Here is a 19,725-nt window from a genome sequence, read left to right on the forward strand (position 1 = left end):
CCGGAAAATCGTTCGCCCCACAAGGACCGAGGGTTAGCATTCCGGAATGGAATCGAATCCCTCTCCGATACGGAATTCCTCCGACGACCACGCCGCCAACCCTCGCCCGCCCCGAAGGTCGCCGCTCCGGCTGGCCCGCTTCGGTGCGACCTTCATCGGTGTGAGCGTCGTGTCCGGTGTACTGCTGGCGGGCCTCGCCCTGCCCGTCGCCGGCGGCATCGGACTGACCGCCAAGAGCACGGCAGAGGGCTTCGACGACATTCCCGACGACTTCAGGACCCCGCCGCTCACCCAGGCGACCCAGATCTTCGACGCCAAGGGCGGCCTGATCGCGAAGGTCTACGAGCGCGACCGCACCGTCCTGCCCCCCGACCAGATGTCGCCGTACATGCGACACGCCCAGGTCGACATCGAGGACGCCCGGTTCTACGAGCACGGTGCCGTCGACCTCAAGGGCGTCCTCCGCGCACTGAGCAAGAACGCGGAGAGCGGTACGGCCGCCCAGGGCGCCTCCACCCTCACCCAGCAGTACGTGAAGAACGTCAACGTGGAGAAGGCCGGCGAGAACAAGGGCGCCGTCCTGGAGGCCCAGCGCAAGACCCTGGGCCGCAAGATCCAGGAGCTCAAGATCGCGATCAAACTGGAGGAGGACCTGCCCAAGGACCAGATCCTCACCAACTACCTCAACATCACGTACTACGGGAACGGCGCCTACGGCGTGGAGGCCGCATCCCAGCGCTACTTCAGCAAGAGCAACAAGGACCTGACCGTCGCCGAGGCCGCCACCCTCGCCGGCCTCGTCCAGAACCCGACCCAGTACGACCCGAAGCTCCACCCCCAGGCCGCGCAGAAGCGCCGGGACACCGTCATCGACAAGATGCTGGAGAGCAAGCACATCACCGCCGACCAGGCGAAGGAGGCGAAGGCCGCTCCTTTGGGCCTCAAGTACAAGGAGCCGCAGAACGGTTGCATCACCGCCAAGGCCGGCATGGGCTTCTTCTGCGACTACGTCCGCCACGTCGTCAAGCAGGACCCGGCCTTCGGCAAGAGCGCCGAGGACCGCAAGAAGCTGTGGGACACCGGCGGCCTGAACATCCACACCACCCTCGACCCGGACAAGCAGGCCGCCGCCCAGAACGCGGTGAGCAGCAACGTGGCCGTCACCGACACCGTCTCCGCCGCCGCCAGCATGGTCGAACCGGGGACCGGCAAGATCCTCGCCATGGCCCAGACCCGCCCGTACGGCCTGGACGCGACGAAGAACCAGACCGTCGTCAACCTCAACGTCGACGCCGCGATGGGCGGCGGCAACGGCTTCCAGCCCGGCTCCACGTTCAAGCCGGTCGTCGCGGCCGCGGCGCTGGAGGCGGGACTGCCGCCGGTCCAGGAGTACTCGACCCCGAACAAGATCGAGTACCCGACCATGAAGACCTGCGAGGGGACTTGGCGCAACGAGACCAGGCCCAAGACCGTGGTGCCCAACGAGTCCGCGAGTGAGAAGGGCACGTACCAGCTGAAGGAGGCGATGGCCCGGTCGGTCAACACCTACTTCGTGCTGATGGAGCAGGAGATCGGCCTCTGCGCGGTCAAGCAGATGGCCAACAAGCTCGGCATCGCCACCAAGGCCAGCGGCAAGCCGCTGGAGGAGGTCCCCGCGATGGCCCTGGGCGTGGAGGAGATGAGCCCGCTGACGATGGCGAGCGTGTACGCCACCTTCGCCGCCGAAGGCACCCACTGCGACCCGATCGCCATCACCCAGATCACCACCGTGGACGGCAAGGACGTCCCCGTCCCGGCCGGCCACTGCGAGCGGGCCTTCTCCGAGACGACGGCACAGGAGATGAACACCGTCCTGAACGGCGTGATCAAGGACGGCGGCACCGGCTCGGCGCTCCACCTGGAGGACAACCGGCAGGTCGCGGGCAAGACCGGCACCTCCGACCACAAGCGGGCCGCCTGGTTCGACGGCTACACCCCGCAGCTGGCCACCGCCGTCTGGCTCGGCGGCCCGGGGGGCGGCGTCGAGATGCGCAACATCACCATCAACGGGGACTACCACACCGAGGTGTTCGGCGCCGACGGCCCAGGCCCGATCTGGCGGGACGCCATGAACGGCGCCCTGCGCGGCACGCCCAGGCAGTCCCTGCCGATGGCCGACGTCCCGGACCCGGTCAGCAAGCCCGACCCGAGCACCACCGGAAGCCCCACCGGAAGCCCCACCGGGACCACCACCGGAAGCACCGACGCCCCGAGCACCACCCCCTCCGGCTCCCAGCACTGACCGGCCCCACCCCCACGGCACTTCACCCCGCCGAGCACCGGCTCGGCGGGGTGAAGCACCGGTGAAGCACCCGGGACCAGGGCGGCGCAGCCGGCGGGGCGTCCCCTCGCGCGCCCCGCCGACCGCCCCGTCTCCCCGTCACGCCCCGGTCCGCACCCCCGCGTTGGCCAGAACCTCGCCCACCGGCAGCGCCACGCTCTGCGCGGCGGTCAGCCCCGAGGCCGCCAGGTGCGCGTCGGCGATCCGCAGCCCGGCACCGTACCCGGCGAAGTCCGGCAGCCCGACCGGCTCGTGCCCCAGCCGCAGCGCGGTCGCGTCCCCGAAGACGTACGGCGGCAGGTTCCCCATCCCCGCCACGTCGATCGCGGCCGTGATCCGCTCGTACGCGCCGTCCAACTCGGGGCCGGTGAGCGCCGTCGACCACGGGCCCAGGGCGTCCTCCCCCGCCAACTCCCTTACGAAGGCCTCGGCCAGGCCCTCCGCCACGACCTGCTCGCCGACGGTGACCGTCGCCGGGTCCCACGCCACGTTGGCGTACCGGACGTTGTGGTGGACCTCGTGCGCCGCGGCGTGACCGATCTTCGCCAGGCTCGTCGCGGTCGGCCACATCACCAGCTGGATCGCCCCGGGGATCCCGCCCATCCCGAAGTAGCCGCCGCTGCGGACGGTCAGGTGGTCGTCATCCGGGTTGCCGAGCACCAGCACCACGTGCACCGTCTCGGCGTGCCGCACCCCCGGCACCGCGGCGTCGATCCGCTGCCACGCGGCCCGGACCGACTCCTCGACCCTGCTCCACACCCCCTCCTCCTGCATCCGCCGCACCGCGGGCAGGTACCGCTCGTCGTCCCGGTCGAGCCGGAACCCGCTCCCCATCGCCTGGTGCAGTCCCACCAGGTCCACCGGCCCCATCACCCGGGACATCGCGCCCTCCAGCGGCCGGTACACCTCCCGCAACGCGTCGGCCCGCTCGCCGACCGGTCGCCGCAGCAGTTCGAGCATCGCGCTCGCCGTGTCATGAACCACGATCTCCATGCCCCGAGACGGTAGGACCTCACGTCACGTGAGGGTCAACTCCCGCCCCCGCGTTCAGCGCTCCCGGTGGTACGCCTCGATCGGCCCCCGGGCCTCGTCGAACAGCGCCGGCCCGTCGTGCGCCACCGCCGGCCACGCGCCCGGGGCCGGGTTGAGCTCGACCAGTTGCTCGGTCGCCAGCGCGTACACCACCCGACCGACGCCCGAGCGGACCAGCGCCCCCGCACACATCCCGCACGGCTGGCGCCCGTCCCCCGCTACTCCTCCAGGTCCGCCAGGAAGTCCAGCGCCGCCGCCCAGGCCCGCTCCGCGGCCTCCGCGTCGTAGTCGTCCAGGGACGGGTCGGTGAACAGGTGCCCGGCGCCCGGGTAGCGGTGCACCTCGACCTCCGCGCCCGCCCGCCGCATCCGCAGGTACCAGGCGTTCAGCCAGTCCTCCGGCTCGTAGGGGTCCGGCTCCGCCATGTGCAGCTGCACCGGGACGCCGGTCACCGCGTCCTCGCGCAGGTCCGAGGTGCCGTGCAGGAGCAGCAGTCCGCGCGCCTTCTCGTCCGCCAGCGCCAGGTTCTGCGCGATCGCGCCGCCGAGCCCGATCCCGGCGTACACCAGCCCGCCCTCGGACAGCGGGGCGGAGGCGGCCACCGCGCGCCGCAGCAGCTCGTCCCCGCCGCCGGCCTCCTCCTGGTAGGCCTGGGAGGCCTCGGAGTCGTCGAAGGTGCGGCCCTCGAACAGGTCCGGCGTGTGCACGGTGTGCCCGGCGGCGCGCAGCCGGTCGGCGGCGCCGCGCACGGCCGGGCTCAGGCCGTGCGCGGAGTGGAAGAGGACGATCTGGGCCACGGTCGGGGTCCTTCGGCAAACGAGGTCAGGGATACCCACCCATGATCCCGCACCCCGCCCGGAGGGCGCGCCGCACAGCCACCCCGGAGGCGCGGCACCGTCTTCGCCGCCGTCCTGCTCGGGCCTCGCCGCCCTCGGCGGCCTGGTGGTCCTCGCCACCGGCCGCGGGGTGACGGACCCGGCCTGACGAGCCGCCCGCAGATCCGCCCACCGCTCATGTGTTCGCAAGATTCCTACAGGTATGTTTTCGCCTCCCAATTCCACAGGCCTGCAGAAGCGCATTCAAACTGCGGAGGAAGGCCTTGCAACAACATTCCATCCCGATGGTATGTATGAGCTCCAGGCAACGACGGAGGGCAGGGCCATGGCAAAGCAGGAGAGGGCACGACGCACACGGGAGAAGGTCCTGACGGCCGCCGCCGAGGCGTTCGCCGTCCAGGGCTACGACAGCACCACGCTGAACACCGTGGCCGAGCGCATCGGCATGACCAAGGGCGCGCTCTACGGCCACTTCCCCTCGAAGCGGTCGCTGGCCCGGGCCCTGATCGACGAGTCCCGCCACGCCTGGACGAGCCTGCACGCCGCGTACGACACCCCGGACGCCGACCCCGCCGAGGTGCTCGAAGGCGTCGTCGTGGCCTTCGCCGACCGGCTGCGCTCGGACGTCCGGCTACGGGCCGCGCTCCGGCTCGCGGTCCACCACCCCGGCCTGGCACCCGCCCCCTGCGACGTTCTCGCCGAGATGCACGACGCCCTGACCGGCCTGGTCCGCCGCGCCCAGCGGGACAGCGGCTTCCCCGACCACTGTCCACAGCTGGTCGCCGAACTCCTGCTGATCGTGATCCGGGGACTGCTGACCACGGCCGAACACGCCGACGACAGCAGCGCCTACGACAACAGCCCCGCCATCAACGACGGAGAGCCCCTGTGGCGACTGCTCTTCACCGCCCTGTCCGCCCGCCCGGCCCCGACCCCCGCGCTCCGCTGACCGACCCACCGACCTGTCGACCCCACCCCGCTACGACACCACGTCCTTGCGCCCGAACCCGCGGAACGCCAGCGCCAGCAGCACCACCGCGTACGACAGCGACAACGAGACCCCCTGCACCATGCCGCCCCACTCCAGCTGCGGCTGCAGGGCGTCCGCCCAGGCGTACTGCCAGTGCGCCGGCAGCCACTCCCGCAGATCGCCCAGCGCGGTGACCGCGTCCAGCACCCCGGTGATGATCGACAGGAACACCGCCCCGCCGACCGCCCCCAACGGCGCGTCCGTCGCCGTCGACAGCCAGAACGCCAGCGCGGCGATCACCAGCTCGCTCAGGAACACGAACGCCACCGCGATCGCGATCCGGGGCAGCGCCTCCCCGGCGGGCAGACTGGCCCCGGCGGGCAGCTTCAGGTCCCCCCAGCCGTACGCCGCCGTCCCCACGACCAGCCCGATCGCGGGCAGCATGACGATCGCGACCGCCGAGAACGCCAGCCCGACCGCGAACTTGCGGGCCAGCAGCCGTGCCCGCGGCACCGGCGCGGCCAGCAGGTAGCGCAGCGAGGACCAGCTGGCCTCCGAGGCCACCGTGTCCCCGCAGAACAGCGCGACCGGGATCACCAGCATGAAGCCGGTGCCCACGAACAGCATGGTGACGGCGAAGTTGGCCCCGGAGGCGGTGGCCAGGTCGATGAAGGTGGTCCGGTCCGGGCGCCCCGGGGTCCCGCCGATCCGGAACGCCGCCAGGATGACGAACGGCATCGCGGCCAGCACCCCGCCGATCACCAGCGTGCGGCGACGGCGCAGCTGCCGCATCGCCTCCACCCGCAGCGGCAGCGTCCGGCTCGCCCGGTACCCCTCGGCGTGGTCCGACTCAGCGCGGTCCGAGGGGACCCGATCCGTAGCAGCACCGGCGCTCACGCCGCACCTCCGATCAACGACAGGAACGCGTCCTCCAACCGCCGCTGCGGCCCGGCGCTCTCCACCGGCACCCCCAGCCGCACCAGCTCCGCCAGCAGCTCGCTCGCCGCGAGCCCGTCCAGCCGGACCAGCAGCCCGCCCTCGACGGCCTCCGCCGAACCGACCCCGGCCAGCGCCCCGGCCTTCTCGGCCACCGACTCCGGGTCGCAGGACGCGGCCACCCCGATCATCAGCAGCTCACCGGCGCCGACGATCTCGCCGACCGGCCCGGCCGTCACCAGCTGCCCGCGGTCCATCACCACCAGGTCGGTGCAGCTCTGCTCGACCTCGGCCAGCAGGTGGCTGGAGACGATGACGGTCCGCCCGCCCGCCGCGTACCGGATCATCACCTCGCGCATCTCGCGGATCTGCGGCGGGTCCAGCCCGTTGGTCGGCTCGTCCAGGATCAGCAGGTCCGGCATCCCGAGCATCGCCTGCGCGATGGCCAGCCGCTGCCTCATGCCCTGGGAGTAGGTCCGCACCGCGCGGTCCAGCGCCTCCCCGAGCCCGGCGATGGCCAGCGCCTCGTCGAACCGCGCGTCGGCCTCCGGCCGCCCGGTGGCCTGCCAGTACAGCCGCAGGTTGGCCCGCCCGGTGAGGTGCGGCAGGAAGCCCGCGCCCTCGACGAAGGCCCCGACCCGCGAGAGCACCGGCGCCCCGGGGCGGATCAGGTGCCCGAACACCCGGATCTCCCCGGCGTCCGGCCGGATCAGGCCCATCAGCATCCGCAGCGTGGTGGTCTTGCCCGCGCCGTTCGGCCCGAGCAGTCCGAGCACCTGCCCCTGCTCCACCCGGAATCCCAGATCCCGTACGGCGTACCGGTCCTGGGAGCCCTTGTAGCGCTTGCTCAGCCCGCTGATCCGCAGCGGCACCCCGGCCAGCGCCGGATCGAACTCGGGGCCGGAGGACTTGCCGACCGTCGATCGCCGCCGCACCCACGGCACCAGCATCAGCCCTGCGGCCACCGCCACGGCCGCCAGCGGCAGCATCCAGGTCCGCGCGGGCAGCGGCGCCGTCTCCGTGACCAGCTCCGACACCGTCGGCGCGGTGAGCGCCCCGGCCACGGCCACCCGGTAGGTGGCCGGCTCGTTCGGCGAGGCGTACGCCAGGTCGGTGGACGCCAGCACCAGCCGCAGCCGGTGCCCGGCCGGGAAGTCGTGGTCCACGGCGGGCAGCCGGACCGTCACCGTCTTCCCCTCGTCCGCGCCCGTCACCCGCAGCGGGGCCGCGAGCTGCTCCGGCAGCACCGCCTTCCCGTCCGGCCCGACGTCGTACAGCTTCGCGAACAGCACCGCGTCCGGCCGGTCCGCCGTCACCCGCACCGGCACGGTCGGCTGCCCGGTCAGGTGCAGCGACGTGTCCAGCGGCGCGGAGTCGAAGGCGGCGTTCTGCCCGGGGAAGTCCAGCGACAGCCCGGCCCCGAGCGAGGCCGCCTGGCTCAGCGCGCCGATCCCCGGCAGCGTCGAGATCCCGGGCGGCGCCCCGCCGGGCGGGTTGGCGACGGGCTTCTCCCCGCCCGCCAGCTCGACGGAGCGCGTCCCGGTACCGCCGAGCCCGGGGTACCGGTCGGCGTCGGCGCCGCGCAGTACGGCCTGGAAGCCGGTCGAGTCGACCCCGCCGGTCCGGGTGACCCGGAACCCCGGACCGGTGCCGTTGCCGAGCCCCCTCAGGTAGTGGTCGAACCAGGCGGTCACCCGGTCGTCCACCCGGGCACTGGTGTCCGTGCCGCCGTCGTGCCCGCCCGCGAACCAGTCCACCGAGACCGGCGCGCCGTTGGCCGCCACCGCCCGCGCGATCCGGTCGCCCTGGTCGAGCGGGAACAGCGAGTCCTGCTGCCCCTGCACCACCAGCGTGGGCGCCTTCAGCTGCGCCGCCACCGAGGACGGGCTCGACCTGTCCAGCAGCGCGACCGCCTCCGGGTCGGCGTGCCCCGCGGTCGCGACCCGGTCGTACATCTGGCAGAGCGAGTCCAGGAACCGCCCGCACCCGACCTGCCCGTCCGCCACCGCCGCGTCCGGCTTCCCGGCGTCCGGCTTGCCGGCGTCCGGCTTGCCCGTCCCGCGCGGCGCGCCGCCCGAGGGACCGAGACCGCCCGCCGAACCAGGGGCCGCCGAGCCGGTGGTGAAGAAGATCCCGGCCCACAGCTTCTTGAACACGCCGTCGGCCGCGCCCGAGCCGTCCACTCCCTGCGGGAACAGCGCGTCGGCCAGGTTCCACCAGGTGATCTGGGTGGCCACCGCGTCGATCCGGTGGTCGTACGCCGAGGCCAGCAAGGAGATGGCCCCGCCGTACGAGGCCCCGGTGATGCCGACCCGCGGGTCGCCGGGCCCGTCGAGCTTCACCTCGGGGCGCTGGGCCAGCCAGTCCACCAGGTGCTTGACGTCCTCGACCTCGCGGTCGGGCGCGTTCAGGCCGATCTTCCCGCCGGAGTGCCCGAAGCCGCGGGCCGACCAGGTCAGCACCGCGTAGCCCTGCCGGGCCAGCTGCTCGGCGCGGTCCCGCTCGCCCTCCTTGGAGCCGCCGAAGCCGTGCGCGAGCAGAACGGCCGGTCGCGGACCGGTCCCGGTGGTGAAGAAGGAGGTGTCCAGCTGGACCTGCTGGGCGCTGCCGGGGGTCTCCGGCATGCTGAGGAAACGATCCTCTTGATGGACCGCCTGTTCACCGCCCGACGCCACCGTCGCCGTGCCGACCCCGGCGACCGCCACCAGGGCCACCGCCCCGGCCAGCACCCTGCGCCGCATCGACGTACCCCGGCCGCGCCACCGGCGCCATGCCCCACCGAACTCCATGGGGGCTGATCGTATCCGTCGTCCGGGTAGGCGTCCGATAAAGCCGTCAGCCCTTTTCGCCCGGTTCGCCCCGGTAGACCCCGGTATCGTACGGCTCACCCGGCTCTCCCCCGGACCGGACGACACCCCGGGAAGGTCCTCGTGCTCTGGCCGCTGATCACCCTGCTCGCCACCGTCGCCGCCACCCTCGCGGTCGGCTGGATCGTCGACCAGGCCCTCCAGCGGATCAGCGCCGGCCACCCGGAGGCGCCGGTCTGGGCACTCCTCCGCCGTTGTCGCGTCCCGCTCCAACTCGCCCTGGCATCGGCCCTGTTGCTCGTCACCAACCCGCTTCGGCGGATCTTCCACCCGACCGATGACCAGGGCGCCCACCACCTGCTCCTGCTGCTCCTGCTCGCCGCCCTCGGCTGGCTGGCCGTCCGCGTGGTGGCCGCCGTCCTGGAGGCGCTGCTCCGCCGCTACGAGACGGTCACCGACGACCCGGCCCGGGTCCAGCGGGTGCACACCCAGATCAGCATGCTCCGCCGCGTGGTCAGCGCGGTGATCGTCGTGGTCACCGCCGCCGTGATGCTGCTGACCTTCTCCGCCATGCGCACCGTCGGCGCCAGCCTGCTCGCCTCGGCCGGCCTGATCGGCATCGTCGCGGGCATCGCCGCCCAGAGCACCCTGGGCAACTTCTTCGCCGGCCTGCAGATCGCCTTCGGCGACACCGTACGGATCGGCGACACCGTGGTGGTGGACGGCCAGCAGGGCACGGTCGAGGAGATCACCCTCCTCTACCTGGTGGTCCGGCTCTGGGACCACCGCCGACTGGTCGTCCCGGTCTCCTACTTCGTCAACAAGCCCTTCGAGAACTGGACCCGCCGCGACCCCGGCCTGCTCGCCGCCGTCCTGCTCCACCTCGACCACAGCACCCCGGTGGACGAACTGCGCGCGGCCCTGCACACCCGGCTGGAACAGCACCCGCTCTGGGACGGCCGCGAGTGGGCCCTCAACGTCACCGACACCACCCCCAGCACCATCGTCGTCCGCGCCACCATGACCGCCCGCACCCCCGACGACGCCGCCCAGCTCCGCTTCGACATCCGCGAACAGCTCATCGCCCACCTACGCGACGAGCACCCCCACGCCCTCCCCCGCCTGCGCACCACCGACACCTGACCACCCCGCCGAGGCCCCGAACAGAAAACCCCGCACCCCGAAAAGGGGGCGCGGGGAACCGCGCGAAGCGGAAGGCGACCACCGGCACCGAGGCCCCGGGGCCCGCCCCCGCTTCCCAGGAGCTACAGAACCCTCGTCATCGTCCGGTGCGGAATCCCGGCATCCTCGTACACCGGCCCCTCCGCCACGTACCCCAGCCGCTCGTAGAACCCGAGCGCCCGCACTTGCGCGTGCAACTCGACCTCGACGCCGCCGCGCTCCCGCCCCGCCGCCTCGATCGCCCGGACGAGCTCGACCCCGAGCCCCGTCCCCCGGGCCGCCGCCAGGACCGCGAGCCGCCCGAGCAGCACCCGCCCCTCGACACCCCCGGTCAGCTCCAGGGCCTCCGCACCGAAGATCAGCCGCCCGGTCCCCAGCGCTTCGCCGTCCGCCCCCACGGCCAGCAGGTGCACCGAGGTCGCGTCGTACTCGTCGTACTCCAGCTCCTCCGGCACGTTCTGCTCGACGACGAACACCTCACGCCGCACCGCCCGCACCAGCTCCAGGTCGGCCTCGCCCTCGGCGACCCGCACGGAGACCGTCATCTCAGCTCTCCGACGCGATGATGTCCAGTGCCTTCTGCAGGTCCGCCGGGTACTCGCTGGCGAACTCGACCCACTCCCCGTCCGCCGGGTGCTCGAAGCCGAGCGAGACGGCGTGCAGCCACTGCCGGGTCAGCCCGAGCCGCTTCGCCAGCGTCGGGTCGGCGCCGTACGTCAGGTCGCCGACGCAGGGGTGCCGCAGCGCGGACATGTGGACGCGGATCTGGTGGGTGCGGCCGGTCTCCAGCTTGATGGCCATCAGCGAGGCCGCCCGGTACGCCTCGATCAGGTCGTAGTGGGTGACGGACGGCTTGCCGTCGCGGGTCACCGCCCACTTCCAGTCCGAGCTGGGGTGCCGGCCGATCGGCGCGTCGACCGTGCCGCTCAGCGGGTCCGGGTGGCCCTGGACCAGCGTGTGGTAGCGCTTGTCCGTGACCCGGTCGTGGAACTGCCGCTTGAGGTCGGTGTAGGCCCGCTCGGACTTGGCGACGACCATCAGCCCCGAGGTTCCGACGTCCAGCCGGTGCACGATGCCCTGGCGCTCGGCGGCACCGGAGGTGGAGATCCGGTAGCCGGCCGCGGCGAGCCCGCCGATGACGGTGGGGCCGGTCCAGCCGGGGCTGGGGTGCGCGGCGACGCCGACCGGCTTGTCGACCAGCACGATGTCCTCGTCGTCGTGGACGATCCGCATGCCCTCGACCGGCTCGGCGACGATCCGCACCGGGGCGGCGGGGGCGGGGATCTCGACCTCCAGCCAGGACCCTGCGGTCACCCGGTCCGACTTGCCGGCCACGGCGCCGTCGAGCGTCACCTTGCCCTCGGCGGCCAGTTCGGCGGCCTTGGTCCGGGAGAAGCCGAACATCCGGGCGAGGGCGGCGTCGAGGCGCTCGCCCTCCAGGCCGTCGGGAACGGGGAGGCTGCGGATCTGCGCTGCTGCGGTACTCACCCGTACGAGTATGCCGGAAACCCGGCCCCGCCCCGCCCGCGAGCCGTCGCGACCGGGCAGGGGCCCTACTTCTCGCCCTTCTCCGCCGGCTGGTGCACGCTCCCGTCGGGGTTGCTGCCGCGGAAGGAGAGCAGGACGACGAGGATGCCGCCGCAGACGATCGCCGAGTCCGCGAGGTTGAACACCGCGAAGTGCTGGACCGAGATGAAGTCCACGACGTGCCCGCGGAAGACGCCCGGCGCGCGGAACAGCCGGTCGGTGAGGTTGCCGAGCGCACCGCCGAGCAGCAGCCCGAGCGCGATCGCCCACGGGAGGCTGTACAGCCGGCGGGCGATCCGCCAGATCACCACGATGACGGCCGAGGCGATCATCGTGAAGACGACGGTCAGCGCCTGTCCCATGCCGAAGGCGGCGCCGGAGTTGCGGATCACCTGGAAGGTGACGACGTCGCCGATCACCTTGATCGCCGCGTGGTTCTCCAGCTTGGCGACGACCAGCAGCTTGCTGCCGAGGTCGATCAGGAGGGCGAGCACCGCGACGACCAGCAGCACCCCGACCCGGCGCCGGCCCTTGGGCTCGTCCACCGTCGCCGGGGCCTCCCCGGCGGACTCGGCCGGCTCTGCGGACTCGGCCACGGCCACCTCCGCGTCATCGGCGGGATTCGGGACGGCGTCGTCCCGGGTCTGAGGGGAACCTTGCGTACTGATGATCCGCTCCGCTGCCGAGATGAGCCGATGTGGGCCTGAACGCGTCCGTACCGACGAGTCAGGCGACGTTACGGGGTCGAGCGTACGGCAAGCCCGACCCCCCGCGTCGCTCCGGTGGCACGGTCGGTGCCCCGGATCAGCGGCGTTCCTGCTTGGCCTTGCACTGCACGCAGAGCGTGGCCCGGGGGAAGGCCTGCAACCGGGCCTTGCCGATGGCCTGTCCGCAGGACTCGCAGATGCCGAAGCCGGCACCCTCCAGCCGCTCCAGGGCGCGTTCGGTCTGGGCGAGGCTGTCCCGCGCGTTGTTGGCGAGGGCCAGCTCGCTCTCCCGCGAGATGTTCTTCGTACCGGCGTCCACCTGGTCGTCACCGGCTCCGTCGTTGGAGTCGCGCATCAGGCCGGCGATGGCGGCGTCGGCGGCGTCGATCTCGCCGCGCAGCCGCTCCAGGTCGTTGATCAGCTCGTCGTGCAGCTCGTGGACCTCGTCGGAGGTCCAGGCGTCCTCGCCCGGTCGGACGGGCAGGGTCGCCGGGTCGACCGACTCGGCTCCGCGCGTCACGGTGACGGTCTCGGTACTGGTCTTCTGAGGTGCGGTAGTGGTCACGGTCCCCTCCCCTGGATCGGCCGCCACGGCCTTGCGTGCCCGCTTGGTGGCGGTACCCGCGCCGGTTGCCTTCTCAGCCATGGCTTCGACCCCATCTACGAACGAATCGAGCCGCCGGTTCCCGGCGGCTTCCAGTGCCGGAACGATAATCCCGATCAAAACCGGTCACAACATGACATACCGACGCCTCAGGATGATCCCACCCAGGCAGCCGCCCCAACTGCCACGCCTCGCGCTGACAGACTTGTGCCCACCTCACCCCCGCCTAACCGCCCCCGCCGACCAGCCCGGATCCCGTCCCCGGACCCACTCCCCCGAATCCCTTTGGACAAACCGTCTCGCCCGGCCGATACACTGGCCCTGCAAGGCGCAGATGGGACGAGTACCGACGTACGCAGCCACCAGCGACCCGGGGACGGTGCGAGCCCGGGGGTGTGCACGGCGGGAAGATCACCCCGGAGCCGCCGGAAGAACAGCCACCGCGGTGGCCCACTAGACCCGGCAGCAAGCCCAAACAAGAGGGCCGCGAAACGCAGCACCGCGGCCAAGGAGGGTGGTACCGCGGGGCGGCTGGTCCGTCTCGTCCCTCCGGAGGATCCAGTCCCAGCATCCGCCGGAGGTAGACGCCCGCGATGAGCTCCCAACCCGTCACCCACCACGACGACGCGCTGCGCGCGGCCCCTCTCTATCACCCCGTCCCCGCACAGGTGGACCTCCCCGCCCTCGAACACCAGATCCTCTCCTTCTGGCAGGACAACAAGGTCTTCCAGCGCAGCCTGGAGCAGTCCGAGGGCCGCCCCGAGTGGGTCTTCTACGAGGGCCCGCCGACCGCCAACGGCATGCCCGGCGCCCACCACATCGAGGCCCGGGTCTTCAAGGACGTCTTCCCGCGCTACCGGACGATGAAGGGCTACCACGTCGCCCGCAAGGCCGGCTGGGACTGCCACGGCCTCCCGGTCGAGCTCGCCGTCGAGAAGGAACTGGGCTTCTCCGGCAAGCAGGACATCGAGGCGTACGGCATCGCCGAGTTCAACGCCAAGTGCCGCGAGTCGGTGACCCGCCACACCGACGCCTTCGCCGAGCTGACCACCCGCATGGGCTACTGGGTCGACCTCGACGAGGCCTACCGGACGATGGACCCGTCGTACGTCCAGTCCGTCTGGTGGTCGCTCAAGCAGATCTTCGACAAGGGCCTGCTGGTCCAGGACCACCGGGTCGCCCCCTGGTGCCCGCGCTGCGGCACCGGCCTGTCCGACCACGAGCTGGCTCAGGGCTACGAGACCGTCGTCGACCCCTCGGTCTACGTCCGCTTCCCGCTCACCAGCGGCCCGCTGGCCGACCGGGCCGCCCTGCTGGTCTGGACCACCACCCCCTGGACGCTGGTCTCCAACACCGCCGCCGCCGTCCACCCGGAGGTCACCTACGTGGTGGCCACCGACGGCAACGAGCAGCTGGTCGTCGCCGAACCGCTGGTCGCCAAGGCGCTCGGCGAGGGCTGGGAGACCACCGGCGAGTCCTTCACCGGCGCCGAGATGGAGCGCTGGGCCTACCGCCGCCCCTTCGACCTGGTCGAGATCGAGAACGCCCACTACGTCCTCAACGCCGACTACGTCACCACCGAGGACGGCACCGGCATCGTCCACCAGTCCCCCGCCTTCGGCGCGGACGACCTCGCGACCTGCCGCAGGTACGGCCTGCCGGTGGTCAACCCGGTCCTCGGCGACGGCACCTTCGCCCCCGAGGTCCCGCTGGTCGGTGGCCAGTTCTTCAAGAAGGCCGACGAGGCCCTGGTCGCGGACCTCAAGGAGCGCGGCCTGCTCTTCCGCCACCTGCCGTACGAGCACAGCTACCCGCACTGCTGGCGCTGCCACACCGCGCTGCTCTACTACGCGCAGCCGTCCTGGTACATCCGGACCACCGCCGTCAAGGACGCGATGATCCGTGAGAACGAGGCCACCAACTGGTTCCCGGACACGGTCAAGCACGGCCGCTTCGGCGACTGGCTGAACAACAACATCGACTGGGCGCTCAGCCGCAACCGCTACTGGGGCACCCCGCTGCCGATCTGGCGCTGCGAGGAGGGCCACCTCACCTGCGTCGGCTCGCTGGCCGAGCTGTCCGAGCTCACCGGCACCGACCAGAGCGCCCTCGACCCGCACCGCCCGTACATCGACGACGTCACCTTCGCCTGCCGCGACTGCGGCGGCACCGCCACCCGCGTGCCCGAGGTCATCGACGCCTGGTACGACTCGGGCTCGATGCCCTTCGCCCAGTACGGCTACCCGTACCAGAACAAGGAGCTGTTCGAGAAGCGCTACCCGGCGCAGTTCATCTCCGAGGCGATCGACCAGACCCGCGGCTGGTTCTACACCCTGATGGCCGTCGGCACCCTGGTGTTCGACCGGAACAGCTACGAGAACGTCGTCTGCCTGGGCCACATCCTGGCCGAGGACGGCCGGAAGATGTCCAAGCACCTGGGCAACATCCTCCAGCCGATCCCGCTGATGGACCAGCACGGCGCCGACGCCGTCCGCTGGTTCATGGCGGCCGGCGGCTCGCCCTGGTCGGCCCGCCGGGTCGGCCACGGCACCATCCAGGAGGTGGTCCGCAAGACCCTCCTCACCTACTGGAACACCGTCGCCTTCCAGGCCCTGTACGCCCGCACCTCGAACTGGTCCCCCTCCGCGAACGACCCGGCCCCGGCCGACCGCCCGCAGCTGGACCGCTGGGTGCTCTCCGAACTGAACACCCTGGTCCGCGAGGTCGACGCCGCCTTCGAGGCCTACGACACCCAGCGCGCCGGCAAGCTGCTCTCCGGCTTCGTCGACGACCTCTCCAACTGGTACGTCCGCCGCGGCCGCCGCCGCTTCTGGCAGGGCGACGCCGCCGCCCTCGCCACCCTGCACGAGGCGCTGGAGACCGTCACCCGCCTGATGGCCCCGCTCACCCCGTTCATCACCGAGCGGGTCTGGCAGGACCTGGTCGTCCCGGTCACCTCCGACGCCCCGGCCTCGGTGCACCTGGCCACCTGGCCGGAGGCCGACGAGACCCTGATCGACACCGAGCTCTCCCGGCACATGACCCTGGTCCGCCGCCTGGTCGAGCTCGGCCGGGCCACCCGCGCCGAGTCCGGCGTGAAGACCCGCCAGCCGCTCTCCCGCGCGCTGGTCGCCGCCCAGGGCTGGGAGGAACTCCCCGCCGACCTGCGCGCGCAGATCGCCGAGGAGCTCAACGTCACCACCCTGGAGTCCCTCGCCGAGGTCGGCGGCTCCCTGGTCGACACCACCGCCAAGGCCAACTTCCGCGCCCTGGGCAAGCGCTTCGGCAAGGGCGTCCAGGACGTCGCCAAGGCCGTCGCCGCCACCGACGCCGCCCGCCTGGCCACCGAACTCCGCGCCACCGGCGAGACCGGCGTCGAACTCAACGGCGAAACGATCACCCTCTCCCCCGACGAGGTGATCATCACCGAAACCCCCCGCGAGGGCTGGGCCGTCGCCAACGAGTCCGGCGCCACCGTCGCCCTCGACCTGACCATCACCCCGGAACTCAAGCGCCTCGGCATCGCCCGCGACGCCATCCGCCAGATCCAGGAAGCCCGCAAGAACTCCGGCCTCGACGTCGCCGACCGCATCATCCTCCGCTGGCGAGCCACCACGGAAGAAACCGCCGAAGCCATCGCCGAACACGGCCCCCTCGTCGCCGAGGAAGTCCTCGCCACCGACTTCGCCGCCGGCGCAGCCGACTGGACCTCCGACACCTTCACCGACGAATCCCTCGGCCTCGCCTTCCAACTCCGCAAGGCCTGACCCACCCCGAACCGCCGCCCAGCTCCCCCGAGCCGGGCGGCGGTTCCCTTTTCCCCCACCACCCCCCTCCCCACCCCCAAGCGCGCGGACAACACCCCGCGCCCCACACCCCCTCCCCCCATCCCTGGGCGCGCGGGCAACGCCCCGCGCGCCCACGACAACCCCCACCCCCTCACCCAACCAAGGCGAGAGGGACGCGCTGCGGGAGGGGGCGGTGGAGGGAGTGGGTGCGGAAGGGGGCGTGACGGGTGATTTTCAGACTGCCAACGGTCCAAAGCCCCCCACGATGAGAGTCGGCAGTCTGAAAATCACCCAGCCCCCGGAGCACCCACCCCCGGAACCGCCCCCGGCGTCACCCACCCTCCCGAAAGCCCTCCGAACAACCAACACCCCCCACCCCCCAACCCCACCCCCGAACACCAAAAAGGACGCCCCCTCCCCAACCCGAAGGCCAGAAAGGGGACGCCCCAAAAACCCCAGCTACAACCTCAGTTGTCGCCGTCCTCATCAATCAGAAAACCCCGCATGGGCGCCGGAGCCTGCTGCATCGGCTGCGGCGGCTGCGGCCGGACGGCCGCCATCGGCTGGGTCATCCCCGCCGGCTGCATCTGCGGCGCACCACTGTTGCCACCGCCCTGCCCACCGAAGGAAGGCGCCGGCGCGTTCCCACCGAAGGAACTCTGCCCACCGAACGACGGCGAGTTACCACCGAACGAAGGCTGGTTCCCACCGAAGGAAGGCGCAGAGCCCATCGACCCCCCGGCCGGTGCCATCGACGACGCCGCCGGCGGCAGCGACGCGGTGGCGGGGATCCGCGGCGGCGCGAGCGAGTCGTCGGCCTGCGACTCCAGCTGACGCAGCTGGGTCTCCAGGTACGACTTCAGACGCGTCCGGTACTCACGCTCGAACGCCCGCAGGTCCTCGACCTTGCGCTCCAGCGTGGCCCGCGCGGACTCCAGCGACCCCATCGCGACGCGGTGCTTCTCCTGCGCGTCCCGCTCCAGGGCGTCGGCCTTGGCCCGGGCGTCCCGCTCCAGACCCTCGGCCCGGCTGCGCGCCTCGCCGACGATCTTGTTGGCCTCGGAACGGGCCTCGGAGATCGCCTGGTCGGCGGTCTGCTGGGCGAGCGCGAGCACGCGGGCGGCGCTGTCGCCACCGGGACCCTGCTGCTGCATCGGGCCGCCGAGCGGGCCGCCCATCTGCTGCGGCGGGCCGCCCATGGGGCCGCCCATCGGCTGCATCTGCTGCTGGCCCATGCCCTGGCCCATCGGGTTGCCCATCTGCTGCGGCCCACCGGGACCGCCCATGGGCTGGAGCATCTGACCACCCATCGGCTGGACCAGCTGCTGCTGGCCGCCCATGGTCTGGTTCATCTGCTGCGGGCCGCCGGGGCCCATCGGACCGCCCTGGCCGGCCGGGAGCTGCGGCGCGCCGGAGGGCAGGCCGAGCGGCTGGTTGCCCATCTGCTGCTGCTGCGGACCACCGGGGCCCATCTGCTGCGGGCCGCCGGGGCCCATCTGCTGCGGGCCACCCGGGCCCTGCTGGCCGGGGACCGGCGGGCCGGATATGGCGGCCGGGACGGGAGCGGCCGGACGCTGGGCGTCCTGCGGCGGCTCCTTCCGCATGTTGGCCTGGTTCTGCGCGGCGGCGCGAGTCGCGGCGGCCAGCTTGGCGCGCAGGTCCTCGTTCTCCCGGAGGAGGCGGGTCAGCTCCGCCTCGACCTCGTCGAGGAAGGCATCGACCTCGTCCTCGTCATAGCCTTCACGCAGGCGGACGGTCGTGAACTGCTTGTTCCGAACGTCCTCGGGGGTCAATGGCATCTCTTCACCTCAACGTGATCGTCGGCACACCGGCATCCTGTCGCATCGCTCACCTACGACTAGGGGTGCACAAGCGAGATCAGGACATACACAATGATCATCAGTACGAAGAAGGACAGGTCGAGCGCCACGCCCCCGAAACGCAACGGCGGGATGAACCGCCGAAGAAGCTTGAGCGGCGGATCCGTGACAGTGTACGTGGCCTCCAGGACCAGGACCATGGCCTTGCCGGGCCGCCACGAACGCGCGAACTGGAAGACCCAGTCCATGACCAGTCGAACGAGCAGGAACACCAGGAAGACGGTCAGGGCGTAGTAGAGCACCGCCCACACGATGTCCATCGCGTTTCCCTCTCCCCGGTCCCGGGCCCTAGGGCCTGCCGCTCGTCACCTGTCGCCAACCACTGTTGATCAGATCCACACCTAAAGTCGTGGCCGGGTCAGCTCTGGTTGAAGAACCCACCCTCGGCGATCCGAGCCTTGTCCTCCGCCGTGACATCGACGTTAGCAGGCGACAGCAGGAACACCTTCTGTGTCACGCGCTCGATACTGCCGTGCAGACCGAAGACGAGTCCAGCGGCGAAGTCTACGAGTCGCTTCGCGTCCGTGTCGTCCATCTCGGTCAGATTCATGATCACGGGGGTACCGCCGCGGAACTGTTCCCCGATGGTACGGGCCTCGTTGTAGGTCCGGGGGTGCAGCGTGGTGATGCGGTAGGGCTCTCGTTCGTTCACTACCTTGGGCATGATCACCGGTGCGCTCTTCTCCAGGTTGTGGCGGCGTTCGGGTGTGATGGACGACACGGGGGCCATCCTCGGGGTCTCCTGCCGGATCGGCACCGCGGCCGGGACCGGCTGCGGGGTGATCGAGGAGACCGGGGCGGGGGCGGGAGCGGCTGCCGGCCGGGGGATGTCCTCGGTCCGCTGCCCGGTACGGATCGGCTCGGGGTCCGCGTCGTAGTCGTCGTCGGGGTCGTACCCCTGGCCGTCGTACGTCTCGTCCTCCACGAGGCCGAGGTAGACCGCCATCTTGCGCATTGCGCCGGCCATGCTCCTGTCTCCTCCGCTCATGGCCACCTCGCTGGCGCTCGGTGGCTGCTCCGCGAAGCCGCGCACCTTCCATCGGTCGCTCGCTCCGCTCGCTCCGTGCGAACCGTCCCTGCGGCCGGGGCCGCGGCCCTGCCTGCGGATTCCTCGGCCCGCCCGCGACGGCCCGTCA

15 protein-coding genes and 1 pseudogene are annotated in these 19,725 nt (G+C 71.8%); 4 read left to right on the forward strand and 12 right to left on the reverse strand.

Annotated features, from left to right (window positions below):
• Positions 1–160 precede the first annotated feature (160 nt).
• On the forward strand, positions 161–2,281 hold the full coding sequence (locus tag ACZ6Z8_RS05870) for a transglycosylase domain-containing protein (protein ID WP_465606727.1): 2,121 nt from the start codon (positions 161–163) through the stop codon (positions 2,279–2,281).
• A 138-nt stretch (positions 2,282–2,419) separates the two neighbouring features.
• Here ACZ6Z8_RS05870 and ACZ6Z8_RS05875 read toward each other — a convergent pair whose 3' ends face one another.
• The 3 genes and pseudogenes from ACZ6Z8_RS05875 to ACZ6Z8_RS05885 form a co-directional block, all read right to left on the reverse strand.
• Positions 2,420–3,313 carry a DUF2268 domain-containing putative Zn-dependent protease gene (locus ACZ6Z8_RS05875; protein WP_465606729.1) on the reverse strand — a complete coding sequence of 298 codons (894 nt, stop codon included), beginning with the start codon at positions 3,311–3,313 and terminating at the stop codon, positions 2,420–2,422.
• Between the two features lie 54 nt (positions 3,314–3,367).
• Positions 3,368–3,556: pseudogene (locus tag ACZ6Z8_RS05880) on the reverse strand (tRNA-specific adenosine deaminase); the annotation flags it as partial.
• A gap of 14 nt (positions 3,557–3,570) precedes the next feature.
• A complete protein-coding gene (locus tag ACZ6Z8_RS05885) occupies positions 3,571–4,149 on the reverse strand; it encodes a dienelactone hydrolase family protein (protein ID WP_465606731.1) in 579 nt (192 codons plus the stop codon).
• Between the two features lie 364 nt (positions 4,150–4,513).
• On the opposite strand from ACZ6Z8_RS05885, the gene ACZ6Z8_RS05890 reads away from it, so the two are divergent.
• A complete protein-coding gene (locus ACZ6Z8_RS05890) occupies positions 4,514–5,137 on the forward strand; it encodes a TetR family transcriptional regulator (protein WP_465606733.1) in 624 nt (207 codons plus the stop codon).
• 30 nt (positions 5,138–5,167) lie between these two features.
• Here ACZ6Z8_RS05890 and ACZ6Z8_RS05895 read toward each other — a convergent pair whose 3' ends face one another.
• Together ACZ6Z8_RS05895 and ACZ6Z8_RS05900 are read right to left on the reverse strand one after the other, a co-directional pair.
• Positions 5,168–6,055 carry an ABC transporter permease gene (locus tag ACZ6Z8_RS05895; RefSeq protein ID WP_465606734.1) on the reverse strand — a complete coding sequence of 296 codons (888 nt, stop codon included), beginning with the start codon at positions 6,053–6,055 and terminating at the stop codon, positions 5,168–5,170.
• Positions 6,052–8,883 (reverse strand): alpha/beta fold hydrolase, encoded by a 2,832-nt coding sequence (locus ACZ6Z8_RS05900; RefSeq protein ID WP_465606736.1) that lies wholly within the window; start codon positions 8,881–8,883, stop codon positions 6,052–6,054. Before ACZ6Z8_RS05900 ends, ACZ6Z8_RS05895 begins: the two co-directional genes overlap by 4 nt.
• Positions 8,884–9,024: 141 nt before the next feature.
• Here ACZ6Z8_RS05900 and ACZ6Z8_RS05905 point away from each other — a divergent pair, with 141 nt between their 5' ends.
• Complete coding sequence (locus tag ACZ6Z8_RS05905; protein ID WP_465606738.1) at positions 9,025–10,044, forward strand: mechanosensitive ion channel family protein; 1,020 nt, start codon at positions 9,025–9,027, stop codon at positions 10,042–10,044.
• A 122-nt stretch (positions 10,045–10,166) separates the two neighbouring features.
• On the opposite strand, the gene ACZ6Z8_RS05910 is transcribed toward ACZ6Z8_RS05905, so the two are convergent.
• From ACZ6Z8_RS05910 to ACZ6Z8_RS05925, 4 genes are all read right to left on the reverse strand, one after another.
• The gene (locus tag ACZ6Z8_RS05910; RefSeq protein ID WP_465606740.1) at positions 10,167–10,628 is read right to left on the reverse strand and encodes a GNAT family N-acetyltransferase; all 462 of its coding nucleotides are present in this window, start codon (positions 10,626–10,628) and stop codon (positions 10,167–10,169) included.
• A 1-nt stretch (position 10,629) separates the two neighbouring features.
• Positions 10,630–11,571 carry an RluA family pseudouridine synthase gene (locus ACZ6Z8_RS05915; RefSeq protein WP_465606741.1) on the reverse strand — a complete coding sequence of 314 codons (942 nt, stop codon included), beginning with the start codon at positions 11,569–11,571 and terminating at the stop codon, positions 10,630–10,632.
• A gap of 65 nt (positions 11,572–11,636) precedes the next feature.
• Positions 11,637–12,299, reverse strand: a complete 663-nt coding sequence (gene lspA, locus ACZ6Z8_RS05920; RefSeq protein WP_465607481.1) for a signal peptidase II — start codon at positions 12,297–12,299, stop codon at positions 11,637–11,639.
• Between the two features lie 115 nt (positions 12,300–12,414).
• On the reverse strand, positions 12,415–12,882 hold the full coding sequence (locus ACZ6Z8_RS05925; protein ID WP_465606742.1) for a TraR/DksA family transcriptional regulator: 468 nt from the start codon (positions 12,880–12,882) through the stop codon (positions 12,415–12,417).
• A gap of 632 nt (positions 12,883–13,514) precedes the next feature.
• Between ACZ6Z8_RS05925 and ileS the strand changes: the two genes are divergently transcribed.
• Positions 13,515–16,688: an isoleucine--tRNA ligase gene (gene ileS, locus ACZ6Z8_RS05930; RefSeq protein WP_465606744.1), complete on the forward strand. Its 3,174-nt coding sequence runs from the start codon at positions 13,515–13,517 to the stop codon at positions 16,686–16,688.
• Between the two features lie 488 nt (positions 16,689–17,176).
• On the opposite strand, the gene ACZ6Z8_RS05935 is transcribed toward ileS, so the two are convergent.
• The 3 genes from ACZ6Z8_RS05935 to ACZ6Z8_RS05945 form a co-directional block, all read right to left on the reverse strand.
• Positions 17,177–18,508 (reverse strand): DivIVA domain-containing protein, encoded by a 1,332-nt coding sequence (locus ACZ6Z8_RS05935; protein WP_465606746.1) that lies wholly within the window; start codon positions 18,506–18,508, stop codon positions 17,177–17,179.
• Positions 18,509–18,567: 59 nt separating this feature from the next.
• Positions 18,568–18,849 (reverse strand): YggT family protein, encoded by a 282-nt coding sequence (locus ACZ6Z8_RS05940; protein ID WP_030282903.1) that lies wholly within the window; start codon positions 18,847–18,849, stop codon positions 18,568–18,570.
• Between the two features lie 98 nt (positions 18,850–18,947).
• Positions 18,948–19,556, reverse strand: a complete 609-nt coding sequence (locus ACZ6Z8_RS05945; protein WP_030282899.1) for a cell division protein SepF — start codon at positions 19,554–19,556, stop codon at positions 18,948–18,950.
• Positions 19,557–19,725: the final 169 nt, after the last annotated feature.

It is taken from the genome of Kitasatospora sp. NPDC101108 (genome assembly GCF_055584725.1).

Bases quoted from the DNA above. Each gene is read 5' to 3' on its own strand.
- ACZ6Z8_RS05945 (WP_030282899.1), bottom strand. From the start codon at position 19,556: ATGGCCGGCGCAATGCGCAAGATGGCGGTCTACCTCGGCCTCGTGGAG.
- ACZ6Z8_RS05875 (WP_465606729.1), bottom strand. From the start codon at position 3,313: ATGGAGATCGTGGTTCATGACACGGCGAGCGCGATGCTCGAACTGCTG.
- ACZ6Z8_RS05935 (WP_465606746.1), bottom strand. From the start codon at position 18,508: ATGCCATTGACCCCCGAGGACGTTCGGAACAAGCAGTTCACGACCGTC.
- ACZ6Z8_RS05940 (WP_030282903.1), bottom strand. From the start codon at position 18,849: ATGGACATCGTGTGGGCGGTGCTCTACTACGCCCTGACCGTCTTCCTG.
- ACZ6Z8_RS05900 (WP_465606736.1), bottom strand. From the start codon at position 8,883: ATGGAGTTCGGTGGGGCATGGCGCCGGTGGCGCGGCCGGGGTACGTCG.
- ACZ6Z8_RS05910 (WP_465606740.1), bottom strand. From the start codon at position 10,628: ATGACGGTCTCCGTGCGGGTCGCCGAGGGCGAGGCCGACCTGGAGCTG.
- ileS (WP_465606744.1), top strand. From the start codon at position 13,515: ATGAGCTCCCAACCCGTCACCCACCACGACGACGCGCTGCGCGCGGCC.
- ACZ6Z8_RS05890 (WP_465606733.1), top strand. From the start codon at position 4,514: ATGGCAAAGCAGGAGAGGGCACGACGCACACGGGAGAAGGTCCTGACG.